The following is a 15,976-nucleotide window of genomic DNA, read 5'->3' on the forward strand; positions in this document are numbered from 1 at the left end:
AAATAGTATCAACTGACCATATGTGTTATTAACAGCCTGCTTTGCAAGCAGTTACGTTAATGGATTTTTTCAGGCATTGTCCAAGAACAGACTTACCGGCAAGGCTCCGGAGGTTTTCAGCCGGAGCCGCTACCTGTTCTTGTTTCCGGTTATCCCTGGCAGGTTGCTTCCCAGCAGAGCCTGCTTCCGTTTCACCGGAGTCGAGAAAATCTAAATTTGATTCTTTTGAGTCAAGTTTTTTTGAAGATAGATCTTTATTATACCGGAGTTTCTGCGGCAGCAGATCGATGTATTGCTGAGCGACTCTGGGCGATAGATGTGAAAGATGACTAATTTGTTGAAGTTCCGTAATGCCATGTAACCAAAGCATTTCCACTCTATGATAATCCTTGATATAGCGATCAACAGCTTCCTTGCTGTGATGCGTTTTGGCGGCAATTTTTGGAGTAAGATAGCCTTCCAGATATAAAGATATGATTTCTCTTTTGTGCGTAATTGCACCAGAGAGATCATGGATATTTCCTCTTGTTGGCAGAAGGTGTCCCTCTTTCTGGATCTGGTTGACGTATTGGCTGACCACAGCATCTGACATTCCCAGCAGCATAGCGAGATCGAGTTGTGTGAGCAGTGCTCCCTGATCGAAAGCTTCATCTACTAATCTTTGAATGCGATTCTTGCGTAATGTCTTGGTGTCGAATCCGAAAGCGATATGATCGATATCGGCATCGGTAACCAAAGAGAGAACAACCGGCTTCATTCTGGTTTGAGCGATACTTTTCCCACGCTGCGGATATTCGTCTGTAGGAACTGCCATCCAAACCAGTTGACCGCATTGGATATGTCGGAGATCGTCATCGATGCTTCCTACCAGAAAGAAGTCTTCCAGAAGTTGCAGGATGTCGTCTACAATAGCTTTGGCAGTGACTTCTCCCTTATCATATCCATAATTATGCAGGAAGCGATGGAGCAGGTGATTCTTCAGGCTTTTGTCTTTGAGTCTTCTCACTTTCTTCAATTGGATTTGAGCTTTTGTTAATGGTTTTGTCATTTTCCTGACCTCCTTATTTTTCATCAAGTCCGGATTTTTTTTTTGCTTCAGGATTAACTGATTGAGGTTCGAGCAGAGCTTGCAATCTGGGATTGCTCTTTTGTTCATAAGCTCGGAATAATTCCAAATATTCTCTTACCAGCCGGTCTGATTTTTGTGAAATCAATCTGATTTGATTTCTTTTAAATCCTTGTTTATGCAACGTGATGATCTGTATGAAATCTATTAGATAGCGTTTCACACTTCGTTCGGAATGGTTTGTGATCCGTTCAATATCAGTGAATGTATAATCTTTGAGATAATAATCGATGATGATGGTTTTGTGAGAAATACCTGGTCCCATATCCAGTTTTGAACCACGGGTTATGATGAATTTTCCTGATTGGTTCAATGCTCTGACATCCCGCTTGACAGTAGCTGGACTGGTAGTGAGAAGCATAGCAATATCTTCATAACTCAACAGTGCACCTTGATCGTAAGCTTGTCTGGTAATGCGGGCGAGACGATGTCGGCGAACACCGGCGGTACCATATTCTGCCAGGACATCAAGATCGGTGTTGAAGTCGAGGAGTTTCAAACGAACATTCTTTTTTCTGCAAAGTCGGATATGCTTTCCTGCCGGTTCTTCTGCAGATACTGCTTCATAAGAGATTTCACCGTTGGAAAGTGTTACATTGGAATGTTCTTCATAGTACTGGGAAAATTGAGAATAAAACGCTTCAGCAATGATGGGGGTAAGATTGAAATCCACCGATAGCTTCTGAATAATTGCGTCTTTGGAACTCTTGCTTTTGAGACGACCGATTCCCAAATAGTCATCTTGTTTTTTCTTAGCCATAGGACTCTCCTTATTTTTTTTCTTTAAGACGATCAGGAATGTCCAGCCTGATCTGTCAACCTTCCTATGGTCAATTGGACTAAACTTTAAATAGGAAAAAATGAAAGTTATATTTATTCTTTTGTTTGTATTTATAAGTTTTAGTTCGTTGCTATTCAGCACCACCTGGGAAGTCAAACAAGACGGTACCGGAGACTTCACATCAATTCAGGAAGGTATCAATGCATCAGTAAATTCCGACACAGTTCTTGTTTATCCTGGAACATATTTCGAAAACCTTGATTTCAACGGAAAAAACATAACTCTTTGCAGTTTGGAGTTAACAACAGGTGATCCTCAGTATATCACTTCAACCATAATAGACGGTCAACAACAAGCTAGTTGTATAAGAATACATAATGGCGAGACCGAAGCGCGTATTCAAGGCTTTACAATTCAGAATGGCTTTGGAACTCTATTTTGGTCAGAAGATGGAGGTGGTATACTATTACATGATTATAGTACAGCCTATGTGACAAATTGTGTATTGAAACATAATATATCTACTTTAGGTGGTGCTCTTTATGCAAGACATGGCTTTTTTTATGTTTCAGGATTGACTATTACAGAAAATTATTCTGGTATAGGTGGAGCACTTTACATGGCTGATGATAGTACAATAACTTTCGATCAGAATAATCGCTGTAATATCTATAATAACAATTCCGGTAAAGGAGCAGATATCTATGTTACCGATACAGGTCATGTTGATATTTATGTAGATACATTTACTGTGTTTAATCCGAGTAGATTTTTTGCACAGTATTATGATGACTCTACACTTAGTATAGACATCCAACATAACTGGATGGAACTTGAACCTAATGATCTTTATGTAGCGGTTGATGGTGATGATAACAATAGTGGATTATCACCAGATGAACCTTTAAGAAATATATCCTGGGCAGTACGCAAGATACAAGCAGATGAACAAAATCCACGTACAATCCATGTTTCAGCAGGAACATATTCCTGGGCAGAGAATCAACAGATATATCCTTTTGGTTGTAAAGAATATGTCTCAATAATTGGAGAAGATATGGATAATACTATATTGTATAATGATTTTAGCCCGGCTGGAGTAGTTACTGGTCATAATGTACAAGGATCTATTGAAATCTCAAACTTCAGTATGCAAAATAGTTCAGATTATTATACTTGGTCGGTTGTTTTTTTTTATGAAATATTATTCTTGAAAATGTCTAACATTAATATTAGTAATAATAACAATATAAGGAATGTATTTGCATCGGAACATGTATATAATGAATTTGATAATCTAATAATTACAAATAATACGTCTCAAAGACAATGTTCAGGTTTACTATTTGCTGATAATGCTGGTTTTTTAAAGAATAGTATAATAGAGGGAAATGTTTGTGATGGCCCAAATCAATATGGCTATGTTGTTGCTATGCAGTTAGAGATTTTTGATGATTTTCTAGTGGAAAATTGTAAATTCTCGAATAACTCTACGAATAACACATTTAGTCATATCGTAAGAGCAACAGGTAATTTTAATGAATCCTATGATATCACATTCAAAAATTGTTTATTCTCAGATAATGAAATTGCAAGTGATAAAGTAGTATCCTGCTTTTATACTGGAATCACAAGTTTTATAAATTGTTCATTTACGAATAATGTGTCTTCATCTTATACTTTACTTGGATGTACTAATTTAGATTTAACGAATACAATTATGTATAATCCAGATAATTCATTAGAAATTTTCATGGAGGACCATACATCTGTGAATCCAGGGATATTTACTCTAAATGTTGATTATAGTAATATTAGGGGCGGAATAGATGGAGTTTATAATCAGAATGGGGTTAATATTATCAACTGGAATGTTGGCAATATAGACGAAGAACCATTATTTATTCAGACTGGCAATGATCCATATCAACTTTCACAATTTTCACCTTGCATCGATGCTGGAATACCCGACACTACAGGTTTGTTTCTTCCACCATATGATCTTCTACATCATGAACGTATTTGGGATGGAGACAATAACGGAGAAGCAATCATTGATATGGGCTGTTATGAATTTGGAGCAGATTCAGTGGGAGTTCACAATTACGAATTGCCAATTACTAAATACGACTTATCTAATTACCCCAATCCCTTTAATCCTTCAACAACAATCTCATTCAGTCTTCCCAATGAAATCACCGGACAAGCTGAAATAAATATCTTCAATTTAAAAGGCCAAAAAGTAAAAACTCTGCCTGTCACTCTGAGCCCTTCGACGCGGCTCAGGACAAGCTTAGTCGAAGAGTCAGGTATTAATCAATTGAAAGTTCCCCGTCCTTCGACGCAGCTCAGGATGACACAAGCGGGGAACAAAGAATATTCCGTCGTTTGGAACGGCACCGACGATAACAACAAACCAGTCTCCTCTGGTATTTACTTTGCTCTCCTAAAAGCTGGAAAGATCGAAGCAAGCTGTAAGATGCTGCTTTTGAAGTGATTTTCGGACTCGACTTCAGAAGAATGAAATGAGACTGGAGTTGAGAACGAAAAACTTAAAGAACGTGTTCTGAACTCCGGACAAGTCTGAAGTCCAGTACACAAGGAAGCAAAGCTAAAAGAATTTTCACGAGATACGAGTTTCTGAGTTGCCACGAGTTTTAACTCGTGGAGAGAGAGAGAAAAAAATAATAATTCGGGTTTTAAACCTTCAATTGAGCTAAAGCCCATTTTTATGATTGTTCTAAAATCCCCGCGATAAATCACGGGGCTATTCATTTGGACTTGACCATTTTCTTGCACTTCAATATCCAAATAAATCGGGAGAGTTGAGAGCAATTTTTGTAGAAGTTTTCAAGTCCAGTTTAGCCATGTTCACCTGAACTTGAGTCCTTTTTATTTTATTATGTACACGAAAAAATCCTAATTATAATAAAAATCGTAAATAACAAAGTAGAAAGTTGACAGAAAAAAGCAGCAGAATTTTTTTGTAAACTTAATAAAAAGTTTAGTATTATAAAAATATCGGGGGAAATATGAAGAATATCCGAAATATTGCTCTGGTCGGTGCCAGTGGAGCTGGCAAAACCAGCCTGGCAGAGCAAATGTTATTCAACTCAAAAGCTACTACCAGGGTTGGTAAAATCGAAGATGGCAACACAGTGATGGACTCCAATGCTGAAGAAATAGAAAAAGGCATGTCTATGACCCTTGGCGTAGCAAATCTCAACTGGAAGGACACCAAAATTAATATTCTGGATACTCCCGGATATGTTGATTTCTCTGGTGAACAAATCGCTGCCGCTACAGCAGTGGAAAATGTGTTGTTCGTTGTGAATGCAGCAGCCGGATTTGAAGTAGGTTTGGAACAATCTCTGGAATTACTGGGTGATCGAAAAGTTACCAAATCCATCATTATCAATCGCATGGATAATGAAGGTGCCGATTTCAAGAAAGCTCTGGAACTTATCGGTGAAAATACTGATATCACTCCTGTACCAATTATGATCCCAATCGGAAGAGAACACAAATTTAATGGTGTAGTAGATATCGTTCAAGGCAAAGCTTTTATCGAAGGAAAAGCGGCTGAAATTCCTGCCGACCTGGCTGATACTGTAGAAGAAGCCAGAATGTCTTTGATGGAATCGGTGGCAGAAAGTGATGATGCACTTCTGGAAAAGTATTTTGAAGAAGGCGAGCTTACTGATGAAGAAATGGCAAATGGAATTCAAAATGCCATTAATGCCGGAACCCTGGTTCCTGTTTTTGCCTGTTCAGCTACACATAACATCGCTGTAAATGAAGTAATGGACGCTATCGTTAGGTATCTTCCTGCTCCAGATCAGATGAAACTCACAGTTCTGGAAGGTGATGCTGAAAAGAAAATAGCTTTAGATGAAAACGGCGAATTATTTGCTTTTGTATTCAAATCATTTTCCGATCCAAATGTGGGCGATATTGCTTACGTTAGAGTGTTTTCCGGTTCTATGAAATCCGGATTGGATGTATATATTCCAGAACGTGACAGCAAGGACAGAATTGGAACGATCAATACAGTTATAGGGAAAAATCGAAAGGATATTTCCGAGCTGAAAGCCGGTGATATCGGTGGTTTGGTTAAGATCAAGGTTGCACGTGGATTCAATTCTATCGTTAAGATCGGATCAAAACTTAGAATGCCGGAAGTTGCACTTCCTACACCAGTTTTCTGGCAAGCTATCAAAGCCGATAATCAAAGTGATGAAGACAAGATCGGTGCTGCTCTTGCCAAATTCCTGGAAGAAGATCCAACCATCAGCATGAGCATGAACGCTGAAACCAATGAAAACATTCTGGCAGGAATCGGTGAACAGCAGATCGGGCTTATTCAAAAGCGTCTCAAATCTCGTTTCAAGATAGAAACGAACGTAAAAACTCCTTCGGTTCCTTACCGTGAAACTGTAAAAGGCAATGCAGATGTAAGCTACAAACACAAAAAACAATCCGGTGGAAAAGGACAGTTCGGAGAAGTTTATTTCCGCGTAAAACCTCTTCCTCGCGGCGAAGGTTTTGAGTTTATTAATTCCGTGGTTGGTGGTACAATTCCCAGCAAATTCATACCTGCTATAGAAAAGGGTTTGAACGAGATAATGGGAGATGGAATCATTTCCGGAAATCCCATCGTTGATATCAGCGTTGACGTTTATTATGGAAGTTATCACGATGTCGACTCATCTGAAATGGCTTTCAAGATCGCAACCTGGCAATGTCTTAAGAAAGCTTTCAAGGAAGCAAAAGGAATTTTGCTGGAACCAGTTCACAATGTTCAGATCATCATTCCCGATGAATACATGGGCGATGTGATGGGAGACATTTCTACACGTCGTGGAAAAATTATGGGAATGGAACAAAAAGGCAAAAAGCAGACTTTGAATGCTCAGATGCCTTTGGCTGAATTGTTCAGTTACTATCCTGCCCTGAAATCTCTTACCCAGGGACGTGGTAAATTCACTCAGGAATTTTCACATTACGAGAAAGTTCCGGATGATATTGCTGCCAAAGTGATCGAAGAAGCTAATAAAAGAGACGAATAGGATTCAATGAAAAATTTTTGCAGCCCTGTTCATCTTTGCAGGGCTGCTTTATTTATCAAATATTTCAGAGATAGAATGAGTAAATTTATTGCGGAGGAAGAATGTCCGGTCATAGTAAATGGAGTTCAATAAAACATAAAAAAGGTGCAGCCGATGCCAAACGCGGCAAGATCTTTACACGTTTGGTAAAAGAGATAATTGTTTCTGCCCGGGAAGGTGGTGGTGATCCTGATTCCAATCCCAGATTGCGACTGGCAATTGCCAATGCCAAAAGCAATAACATGCCGAATTCCAATATTGACAGAGCGATAAAACGCGGAACCGGCGAGATCGAAGGTGCCAGTTACGAAAATTATTTGTACGAAGGTTATGGCCACAACGGTGTAGCAATCCTGGTGGAAACACTCACCGATAACAAGCAGAGAACAGTTTCGGAAGTTCGTCATTGTTTTTCCAAATTTGGTGGTTCGATGGCAGAAAGCGGAGCAGTTTCCTGGATGTTTGAACAGAAGGGTCTTATCGAAATGGAGAAAAATGATCTGGATGAAGATGAAGTGATGATGGCTGCTTTGGATGCCGGAGCGGAAGATTTTGTAGCAGAAGAAGACAATTTTGAAATTTACACCGATTATCAGGATCTTCACACAGTTGTCAAAAATCTGGAAGAACAAGACTATAAATTGGGGAAAACAGAGCTTACCAGAGTTCCCAATAATCAGATCAATGCAGATGATGTTGCTGAAAAATTGCTGAAGCTTCTGGATAATCTGGAAGATCTGGACGATGTTCAAAAAGTTTATGCCAATTTTGAAATTTCCGAAGATGTGATGGAGAAACTCTCAACAGATTGATCTCGGAGAATAATTGATAATTTTAGGAATCGATCCCGGTAGTCAAAATTGTGGTTACGGGATCCTGCAAGTAGAAAAACGCAGGATCGTTGCTGCCGGATGCGACGTTATAAAAACTGATACTTCGGCAAAACTGGAAAATAGATTGACCGTAATCTACGAAAATATTAAAAATGTAATTGATGAATATAAACCAGAAATTGCTGCGGTCGAAACCATATTTTATGGTAAAAATATCAAATCCGCTTTCACACTTGGCCATGCCCGTGGAGTCATCATGCTGGCTTTAGCTCAGAGTGGAATTCAAACTTTTGAATATTCTCCAAGAGAAGTGAAACAATCTGTAGTTGGAAATGGAAATGCTTCCAAAGAACAAGTGGAATTCATGGTGCAGAAAATTTTGAATATGGATATCAAAAATAAAACTCAGGATGCTACCGATGCGCTGGCGATTGCACTTTGCCAGTTCAATAAAGAAAGATTCAGGATGAAAAAATGATCGCTTTTTTAGATGGAATTATCAGTCACAAAGAACCTGTTTTTGCTGTTTTAAATTGTGCCGGAGTTGGTTATGAAGTGAATATTCCACTCAGCACCTACGACAAACTTCCCGAGATCGGAAAAAAAGTGAAACTTCATATTCATTATTCTTTCAACGAAATGGATGGTGTGCGGTTATTTGGTTTTATAAGCCAGGAAGAGAAAAATCTGTTCCGCAATCTGATAGCAATTTCCAAGATCGGGCCAAAACTTGCCCTGGCGATTCTGAGCGGACTTCCTGTTAATGATTTGATGCGGGCAATTCAAGCTGGAGATGTCGGTTTGATCGCAACAATTCCCGGAATTGGCAAGAAATCTGCCGAAAGATTGATCATCGAACTCAAAGATAAAGTTGGAAATATTTCTGCCGAATCTATTCTGATTTCCCAAGGTGATTCTTCCGATATCGTTACAGAAGCTGAATCTGCGCTCATCACATTGGGTTATAAGCAATTTGAAGTAAGAAAGCAAATTTCCAAACTGATAAAAGAAAAAGATTATAAAACTTCCGAAGAAATTGTGAAAGCAACGATTCGCTCTCTCTATAAAAAAAGCAGAAGGTAATATAAACTGTCTTCTATGATAAACGTACGGTTAGAAGCTTATAAAATTATTTATAAAGTTATATCAAAATCTATCTTTTCCGATAAATTATTGCAGCAGATGAGTAAAAAAATAAAATCTGCCGGAGAAGAATCTCAACTGCTTTATTTACTTGTGAAAGGTGTTATCAAGATGTACAAGAATCTTGATTATATCGCGTCTTTTCATACTGATAAAAATAAATGGCAAAACACAAATCTAAAATTTAAAATACTTATTTATATCGGACTTTATCAACTTATTTATACCGATAACATTCCTGAACATGCTGCAGTGAACGAGACAGTGGATACAGCAAAAAAACTGTTTGGAAGCAAAGTTGCCAACTTCGTTAATGCTGTGCTAAGGTCGTATCTTCGCTCCCCTGAATTTGCTTATCCCGAAGATCTCATTTCCAGATTGTCTATAAAATATTCTTTTCCCGAAGATATTATTCAGAAATGGCTGGAATATTGGGGAGAAGATGATACTACAAAACTTTGTAAATATTACAATCAAGCGCCCAAGTTACACTTCAGAAGCAATCATCTGGCTACCGATCCTGATAAATTGAAGAAATATTTTGAAAGACGAAACATTCAAATTCACAAACATGAATTTTCGGAAAATATGTTTGTTACAGACCAGGCGACAGCAGTTTTGAACGATGTGGCTTTCAGTGAAGGATATTTTTCTATTCAGGATACTTCTGCGGCTTTGGTTGTGGAACTTCTGGAGCCCAAAATGCATGAATCGATCTTAGACCTTTTTGCAGCACCTGGAGGAAAGGCAACTTACATATCGGAATTAATGGTTGATACCGGAGAATTAATCGCAGTAGATAAATTTCCCAACAAAATAAAGAAATTGAAGCAGGCGATGGAACGGCTGAAATTGACAAATATTACAGCTATTGCAGAAGATGCCTTCAATTATGGCCCTGTTGCTCCTGCATTCGACAAAGTTCTGCTGGATGTACCCTGTTCCGGCTGGGGAGTTTTTCAGAAAAAAGCTGAACTGCGCTGGCAGCAGAACCAGAATATCAAAAAATTGCTAAAATTGCAGGAGAATGCCCTTAAAACCGGAGCTTCATTCGTCAAAGAAAATGGCTTTCTAATCTATAGTACCTGCACATTGAATCAAGAAGAAAATGAACGTCAGATTGAAAAATTTCTTGCAAGAAATAAGATGTTCAAACTTATTCCAGCCAAGAATATTTTGAAAAGTGGCGTTACAGATAACGGCTATCTGAAAACGCTGCCCTTCAAACATAATATGGATGGTGCTTTTGCTGCCAAAATGCAAAAGATCGATTAAGGAGATTTATTAGATGAAGAAAAAAATACAATCATTCTTTATAGCAGTTTCTATCTTAGTTGTCATATTTATTGCAGGTTTCTTTTTGATCAATTTTGTGATGAAGCTTATTGTGGGGCATGGTAATGAAGTAAAAGTTCCCAACCTTGTAAATATGAATTACAATGTGGCACAAAAGCTTTGTAATGAGAACAATCTCTATCTGCATGAAGCAGAAGTGGTTAACAATGACGAGGTAGAAAAGGGACATATCATCTCTCAAAATCCTCATCCGAATATTATGACCAAAAGATTTAGAACGGTCGATGTGGTGGTCAGTAACGGCCCGGAAATGGTTAGAATTCCATTCCTGTATAATTTAACTGTAGTAGAGGCTAAACTAAAATTGGAGAATGCCGGTCTGAATTTAGGCAAAAAGATCTATCGCTATTCCGACGATGTGGAAGAAGGAAAAGTAGTGTATTCTCAACCAATTGCCGATGAACTTATTGCCAAAAGAAGTCAGGTCGATGTTATTGTGAGCCTTGGAAAATACTCTTCCTCTTCTTCATCCAATAATAAATGGAAGAACCTGCTTCAGGGCGAAGATTAAAAAGCAATTTAATCGAAAGAATTCGTCGACGCTTGCGTCGGGGTTTTCCAAATTTTCTCCCCTGTTTGAGGGGAGATGCCGAAGGCAGAGGGGTAAATATCTAAGAATTCTTCGACGCTCTGCGTCGTGGTTTCCAACTTTCCTCCTCTGTATATGTCGTTTTAGCAAAGCAAAACGTCACTGAACATCAGCCTTTTCTATAGGGGAGATGCCGAAGGCAGAGGGGTAAAGAATTTTCTTTATTCAATAAAAATTTCGAACAAAAATCACCCTTATTCCGGGTGGTTTTTTATTGTTTTTAAAATATGAAACGCTATCTGCTTGAAATAAAACAACTTACAGCGCTAATAATTTACTCAAAAATTTGACAGAAGTTTTCGTAACTTTTTGCAAATAAAAAAGTTGACACATATTCACCGAAAATCTAAATAGACACATTAATTAATTATATATTATAATAATTAATAAGTCTAAAAAAGAGGTATTGAAATTATGGCAGAACAGAACTATTCAGCAAAGAATATTAAAGTTCTGAAAGGCTTGGAAGCTGTACGTAAACGACCTGCAATGTATATTGGTGGAACCAGTGAACGTGGTTTGCATCATCTTGTATATGAGGTTGTGGATAACAGTATCGATGAAGCTATGGGTGGTTATTGCGACAAGATCGAAGTTATTATCCGATCTGATGGATATGTGTCGATAGAAGATGACGGAAGAGGTATTCCGGTCGAGATGCATAAGTCGGAAAAAATTCCTGCATTGCAGGTGGTAATGACTGTGCTTCATGCCGGCGGAAAGTTTGATGATAAATCATACAAGGTTTCCGGTGGATTGCATGGAGTTGGCGTGTCTGTAGTAAATGCTCTTTCAGAACATTTGGAAGTAGAAGTTTATAAACAAGGAAAAATTTATCATCAGGATTATAAACACGGCATTCCTCTAAAAGAATTGGAAGTGTTGGGAAAAACCGACAAACATGGAACAAAAACGATTTTCAAACCAGATCCTACAATTTTTGAAACAACTACATTCAGTTTTGATTATCTTTCAGTTAGATTGCGTGAACTTGCTTTCCTGAATCGTGGAGTGCGAATAATATTGAAAGATGAGAAATCGGGTAAAATTCATGACTTCAAATATGAAGGTGGAATCAACTCGTTTGTGAAATTCCTGAACGAAAACAAAAAAGCTCTTTTTGATGAACCCATCTATATTTTTGGAGAAAGAGAAGGAACTGAATTTGAAGTTTCAATCCAGTATAACGAAAGTTTTCAGGAAATCATCTACAGCTTTGCGAACAATATTAACACTATCGAAGGCGGAACGCATCTTAGCGGTTTCAAATCTGCACTTACTCGTGCTGTGAATACTTACATAAAGAATGCAAATTTATTGAAAAACGAGAAGGTGTCTCCCGGTGGTAGCGATATTCGTGAAGGAATTACTGCAGTTGTAAGTGTAAAACTCAGTGATCCCCAATTTGAAGGTCAGACCAAAACCAAACTCCAAAATAGTGATATCGATGGAATTGTGAATTCAATCGTTTATGAAAAGTTGATGGAATTTTTTGAAGAGCATCCAGCTGAGGCAAAGAACATTTCCATGAAAGCAATTTTAGGAGCCAGATCTCGAGAAGCTGCAAGAAAAGCTCGTGAACTTACCCGAAGAAAATCTGTTCTGGAAAGCGGCAGCCTTCCTGGCAAACTGGCAGATTGTTCCATTCAAGATCCAACTCAAACTGAGATCTTCCTGGTCGAGGGAGATTCTGCGGGTGGTTCTGCCAAGATGGGAAGAGACAGAACTTTCCAGGCGATCCTGCCACTTTGGGGAAAAATGTTGAACACGGAAAAAGCCAGGATCGATAAAGTACTGAACAACGATAAAATTCAACCAGTTATCTTAGCTCTTGGCGCAGGAATTGGTGATGAATTTGATATTACCAAATTGCGCTACAGCAAGATAGTAATTATGGCCGATGCCGACGTCGACGGCCAGCATATTGCCACTCTGCTGCTTACATTTTTCTTCCGTTATATGCGTCCTCTGGTAGAATATGGCCATATTTATATAGCCAAACCACCCTTATTCCAGATCAGAAAAGGAAAATCGAAAAAGTATGTGTATTCCATGCAGGAAAGAGATGAAATGCTGAAAGAAATGGGAGGCAAAGGATTACATGTGCAGCGATACAAAGGTTTGGGTGAGATGAATGCGGATCAACTGTGGGAAACTACTCTGGATCCTGAAAAAAGAATTTTAACATCAGTTAAGATAGATGATGCTATCGAAGCAGACAGAATGTTTACAATTCTGATGGGTGATGAGGTGGAACCCCGCCGAGAATTCATCGAACAGAATGCTAAATATGCTGAGATAGATGTGTAGTGGGGGAATTATGATACATGATAGATCGAGAATTGAACTTATAGAAATAGAAGATGTTTTAAAGAAAGCTTATCTGGAATATTCCATGAGCGTGATCGTGTCACGTGCTCTTCCAGATGTGCGTGACGGTTTGAAGCCTTCTCAACGTAGAATTTTGTATGCAATGAATGAATTGAACCTGACTCCGGGAAGAGGATTTAGAAAATGTGCAAAGATCGCCGGTGATACTTCCGGTAATTATCACCCTCATGGTGAACAGGTCATCTATCCTACGATGGTTCGTATGGCTCAACCCTGGAGTTTACGCTACATGCTGGTAGATGGACAGGGAAACTTTGGTTCCCAGGATGGAGATCCACCTGCTGCTATGCGTTACACAGAAGCCAGATTACAAAAAGCTTCTGTAGATCTGATGGAGGATCTGGATAAGGAAACGGTTGATTTCCAGACTAACTACGACGATACACGCCAGGAACCTACTGTATTCCCATCTAAATTTCCCAACTTGATGGTAAATGGTTCTTCTGGTATTGCTGTAGGAATGGCAACGAATATGGCTCCTCACAACGTTTCTGAAGTTTGTGACGGAATCATAGCTTATATCGAAAATCCAGATATGGAAGCAATGGACTTTTTGAAGTACATAAAAGGACCGGATTTCCCAACTGGTGGCTACATCATTGGCAAACAGGGAATAAAAGATTATTTCCAGACAGGTCATGGCCGTGTGATAATGCGCGGAAAAGCAGCTGTGGAAACTAAAAACAATGGAATGGAAATGATAGTTATCACCGAGATTCCATACATGTTGAACAAAACTCTTCTCATTGATAAAATTGTTAGTCTTGTTAAAGATAAAAAAGTAGAAGGTATCAGCGACATACGAGATGAATCGGGTCGTCAGGGAATGCGACTTGTAATTACAGTAAAAAGGAATGCAGAAGCAAGTACCGTTCTCAATAAACTTTATAAATATTCTCAATTGCAGACCAGTTTCAGCGTCAATAATCGAGCTCTGGTTGGTGGAATTCCTCAAGTGATAAATATAAAAGATATGGTTCAGAATTTTGTAGATTTCCGTCATGAGGTTGTGGTTCGCCGTACTCAGTATGAATTGAAAAATGCTGAACACCGTTTACATATTTTGGAAGGTTACAGAATAGCCTTGGATAATATCGACGATATCATCAAAACGATCCGAGCTTCCAAAACTACAACCGAAGCCAGTGAAAATCTCCAGGAAAAATTTAAATTAAGTGAAATCCAGGCAAAAGCAATCCTGGATATGAGATTGCAGAAATTAACTGGATTAGAAAGAGAAAAGGTAGAAGAAGAATACAATAAACTGGTCAAGTTTGTAGCAAAACTGAAAAACATTTTAGAAAAAAAACATCTCAGAATGAATATAATCAAACGAGAAACAAACGAGATAAAAGAAAAATACAAAGATCTCAGACGCACAACGATCCTGGAAGGTAATGCCGATATCGATACTGAAGATATGATAGCTGATGAAGAAATGGTGGTAACGATTTCTCATAGTGGATACATCAAGCGTCTTCCTATTGCTACTTATAGAAAACAGGGAAGAGGTGGAAAGGGTCTTGCTGGTTCAAACTTGAAAGATGATGATTTTGTGGAAAGTATATTTGTAGCATCTACTCACGCTTATATTCTGTTCTTTACAAACTTTGGAAAATGCTATTGGCTCAAAGTTCATCGCATTCCAAATGTAGGTAGATTGGCTCGTGGTAAAGCGATCGTTAACTTGCTGCAACTGGAAAAAGATGAGAAGATCGAAGCTTTTGTAACAGCTCGTGATTTTGAGCAACCGCATTATGTAACGATGGTTACCAAAAAAGGAACTGTGAAGAAATCAGAATTGAATGCTTTTTCTCGTCCCAGAGTAAATGGAATTATTGCCATCAAGCTTATTGAAGGTGATCGTTTGATCGATGCCAAGATCACGGAAGGTGATAACGATATTTTACTTGCCACAAGTCATGGATATGCAAACCGTTTCCATGAATCTGATGCACGCAGCATGGGAAGAAATTCTCAAGGAGTTCGCGGAATCAGATTGCGAGAAGGTGATGAAGTTGTTTCGATGGTTGTCATCAAGCGTGAAGGAACTCTGCTTGCAATAAGTGAGAATGGATATGGAAAACGTACCGAGATCAGTGATTATAAAGTAACCAAACGCGGCAGCAAAGGTGTGATAACCCTGAAAACTACAAAACGAAATGGCAACCTGGTTGCTCTGCTGGAAGTTGTAGATAATGATGATTTGATGATCGTAACCAGAGAAGGAATGATCATTCGTCAGGCGGTGGATCGCATTTCTGTTATCGGTCGAAATACCCAGGGTGTCAAATTGATCGGATTGAATAAAGGAGATCAGGTATACGATCTGGCACGCATCTTCGCTGAAGATGAAGAGGAAGAAGAAATCCTGGAAAATGTATTTGAAACTGATAAAGAAGCTACCGACTCTGAAGAAACAACAGAAGAAACAACCAGTGATGATAGTGCTGAAGAATCAGATATGGAAGAAGACGAACTGATTGATTCAGAAGAAGATAAAGAAACAGAACCTGAAGAAGATTCTGAAGAATCAGATGAAACTGAGGAAGAAAAACCAAAGAAAAGAGGTCGAAAACCAAAAAATGAAGAGCTGACTCTGGATTTTGACCTTGACGAATAATTAGCCGATATTAGATTTCTGAACAA

At 38.6% G+C, this 15,976-nt stretch carries 11 protein-coding genes; 9 read left to right on the forward strand and 2 right to left on the reverse strand.

Going from position 1 to position 15,976, the window contains the following annotated elements:
* Positions 1-28: 28 nt before the first annotated feature.
* Positions 29-1,048, reverse strand: a complete 1,020-nt coding sequence (locus K9N40_05465) for a DUF1670 domain-containing protein (GenBank protein ID MCF7813903.1) — start codon at positions 1,046-1,048, stop codon at positions 29-31.
* Positions 1,049-1,061: 13 nt separating this feature from the next.
* Positions 1,062-1,886, reverse strand: a complete 825-nt coding sequence (locus K9N40_05470; protein MCF7813904.1) for a DUF1670 domain-containing protein — start codon at positions 1,884-1,886, stop codon at positions 1,062-1,064.
* A gap of 148 nt (positions 1,887-2,034) precedes the next feature.
* Between K9N40_05470 and K9N40_05475 the strand changes: the two genes are divergently transcribed.
* The 9 genes from K9N40_05475 to gyrA all read left to right on the forward strand — a co-directional run bounded on the left by K9N40_05475 (position 2,035) and on the right by gyrA (position 15,950).
* Entirely contained in the window at positions 2,035-4,404 is a 2,370-nt protein-coding gene (locus tag K9N40_05475; GenBank protein ID MCF7813905.1) for a hypothetical protein, read from the forward strand.
* A gap of 535 nt (positions 4,405-4,939) precedes the next feature.
* Positions 4,940-6,976: an elongation factor G gene (locus K9N40_05480; protein MCF7813906.1), complete on the forward strand. Its 2,037-nt coding sequence runs from the start codon at positions 4,940-4,942 to the stop codon at positions 6,974-6,976.
* A gap of 101 nt (positions 6,977-7,077) precedes the next feature.
* Positions 7,078-7,827, forward strand: coding sequence for a YebC/PmpR family DNA-binding transcriptional regulator (locus tag K9N40_05485; protein ID MCF7813907.1), 750 nt, complete (start codon positions 7,078-7,080; stop codon positions 7,825-7,827).
* A 13-nt stretch (positions 7,828-7,840) separates the two neighbouring features.
* Complete coding sequence (ruvC, locus tag K9N40_05490; GenBank protein ID MCF7813908.1) at positions 7,841-8,326, forward strand: crossover junction endodeoxyribonuclease RuvC; 486 nt, start codon at positions 7,841-7,843, stop codon at positions 8,324-8,326.
* Complete coding sequence (gene ruvA / locus K9N40_05495) at positions 8,323-8,931, forward strand: Holliday junction branch migration protein RuvA (GenBank protein ID MCF7813909.1); 609 nt, start codon at positions 8,323-8,325, stop codon at positions 8,929-8,931. Before ruvC ends, ruvA begins: the two co-directional genes overlap by 4 nt.
* A gap of 18 nt (positions 8,932-8,949) precedes the next feature.
* A complete protein-coding gene (gene rsmB, locus K9N40_05500) occupies positions 8,950-10,266 on the forward strand; it encodes a 16S rRNA (cytosine(967)-C(5))-methyltransferase RsmB (protein ID MCF7813910.1) in 1,317 nt (438 codons plus the stop codon).
* 13 nt (positions 10,267-10,279) lie between these two features.
* Positions 10,280-10,858 carry a PASTA domain-containing protein gene (locus K9N40_05505; protein MCF7813911.1) on the forward strand — a complete coding sequence of 193 codons (579 nt, stop codon included), beginning with the start codon at positions 10,280-10,282 and terminating at the stop codon, positions 10,856-10,858.
* A gap of 492 nt (positions 10,859-11,350) precedes the next feature.
* Positions 11,351-13,246 carry a DNA topoisomerase (ATP-hydrolyzing) subunit B gene (gyrB, locus tag K9N40_05510; GenBank protein ID MCF7813912.1) on the forward strand — a complete coding sequence of 632 codons (1,896 nt, stop codon included), beginning with the start codon at positions 11,351-11,353 and terminating at the stop codon, positions 13,244-13,246.
* Positions 13,247-13,256: 10 nt separating this feature from the next.
* Entirely contained in the window at positions 13,257-15,950 is a 2,694-nt protein-coding gene (gyrA, locus tag K9N40_05515) for a DNA gyrase subunit A (GenBank protein MCF7813913.1), read from the forward strand.
* Positions 15,951-15,976 lie beyond the last annotated feature (26 nt).

The organism is Candidatus Cloacimonadota bacterium, assembly GCA_021734245.1.
Classification (GTDB): Bacteria; Cloacimonadota; Cloacimonadia; order Cloacimonadales; family TCS61; genus B137-G9.

What these genes read in the sequence shown, in the direction of transcription:
- K9N40_05465 (MCF7813903.1), bottom strand. Translation starts at nt 1,048, where the DNA reads ATGACAAAACCATTAACAAAAGCTCAAATCCAATTGAAGAAAGTGAGA.
- K9N40_05470 (MCF7813904.1), bottom strand. Translation starts at nt 1,886, where the DNA reads ATGGCTAAGAAAAAACAAGATGACTATTTGGGAATCGGTCGTCTCAAA.
- K9N40_05480 (MCF7813906.1), top strand. Translation starts at nt 4,940, where the DNA reads ATGAAGAATATCCGAAATATTGCTCTGGTCGGTGCCAGTGGAGCTGGC.
- K9N40_05485 (MCF7813907.1), top strand. Translation starts at nt 7,078, where the DNA reads ATGTCCGGTCATAGTAAATGGAGTTCAATAAAACATAAAAAAGGTGCA.
- ruvA (MCF7813909.1), top strand. Translation starts at nt 8,323, where the DNA reads ATGATCGCTTTTTTAGATGGAATTATCAGTCACAAAGAACCTGTTTTT.
- K9N40_05505 (MCF7813911.1), top strand. Translation starts at nt 10,280, where the DNA reads ATGAAGAAAAAAATACAATCATTCTTTATAGCAGTTTCTATCTTAGTT.
- gyrB (MCF7813912.1), top strand. Translation starts at nt 11,351, where the DNA reads ATGGCAGAACAGAACTATTCAGCAAAGAATATTAAAGTTCTGAAAGGC.
- gyrA (MCF7813913.1), top strand. Translation starts at nt 13,257, where the DNA reads ATGATACATGATAGATCGAGAATTGAACTTATAGAAATAGAAGATGTT.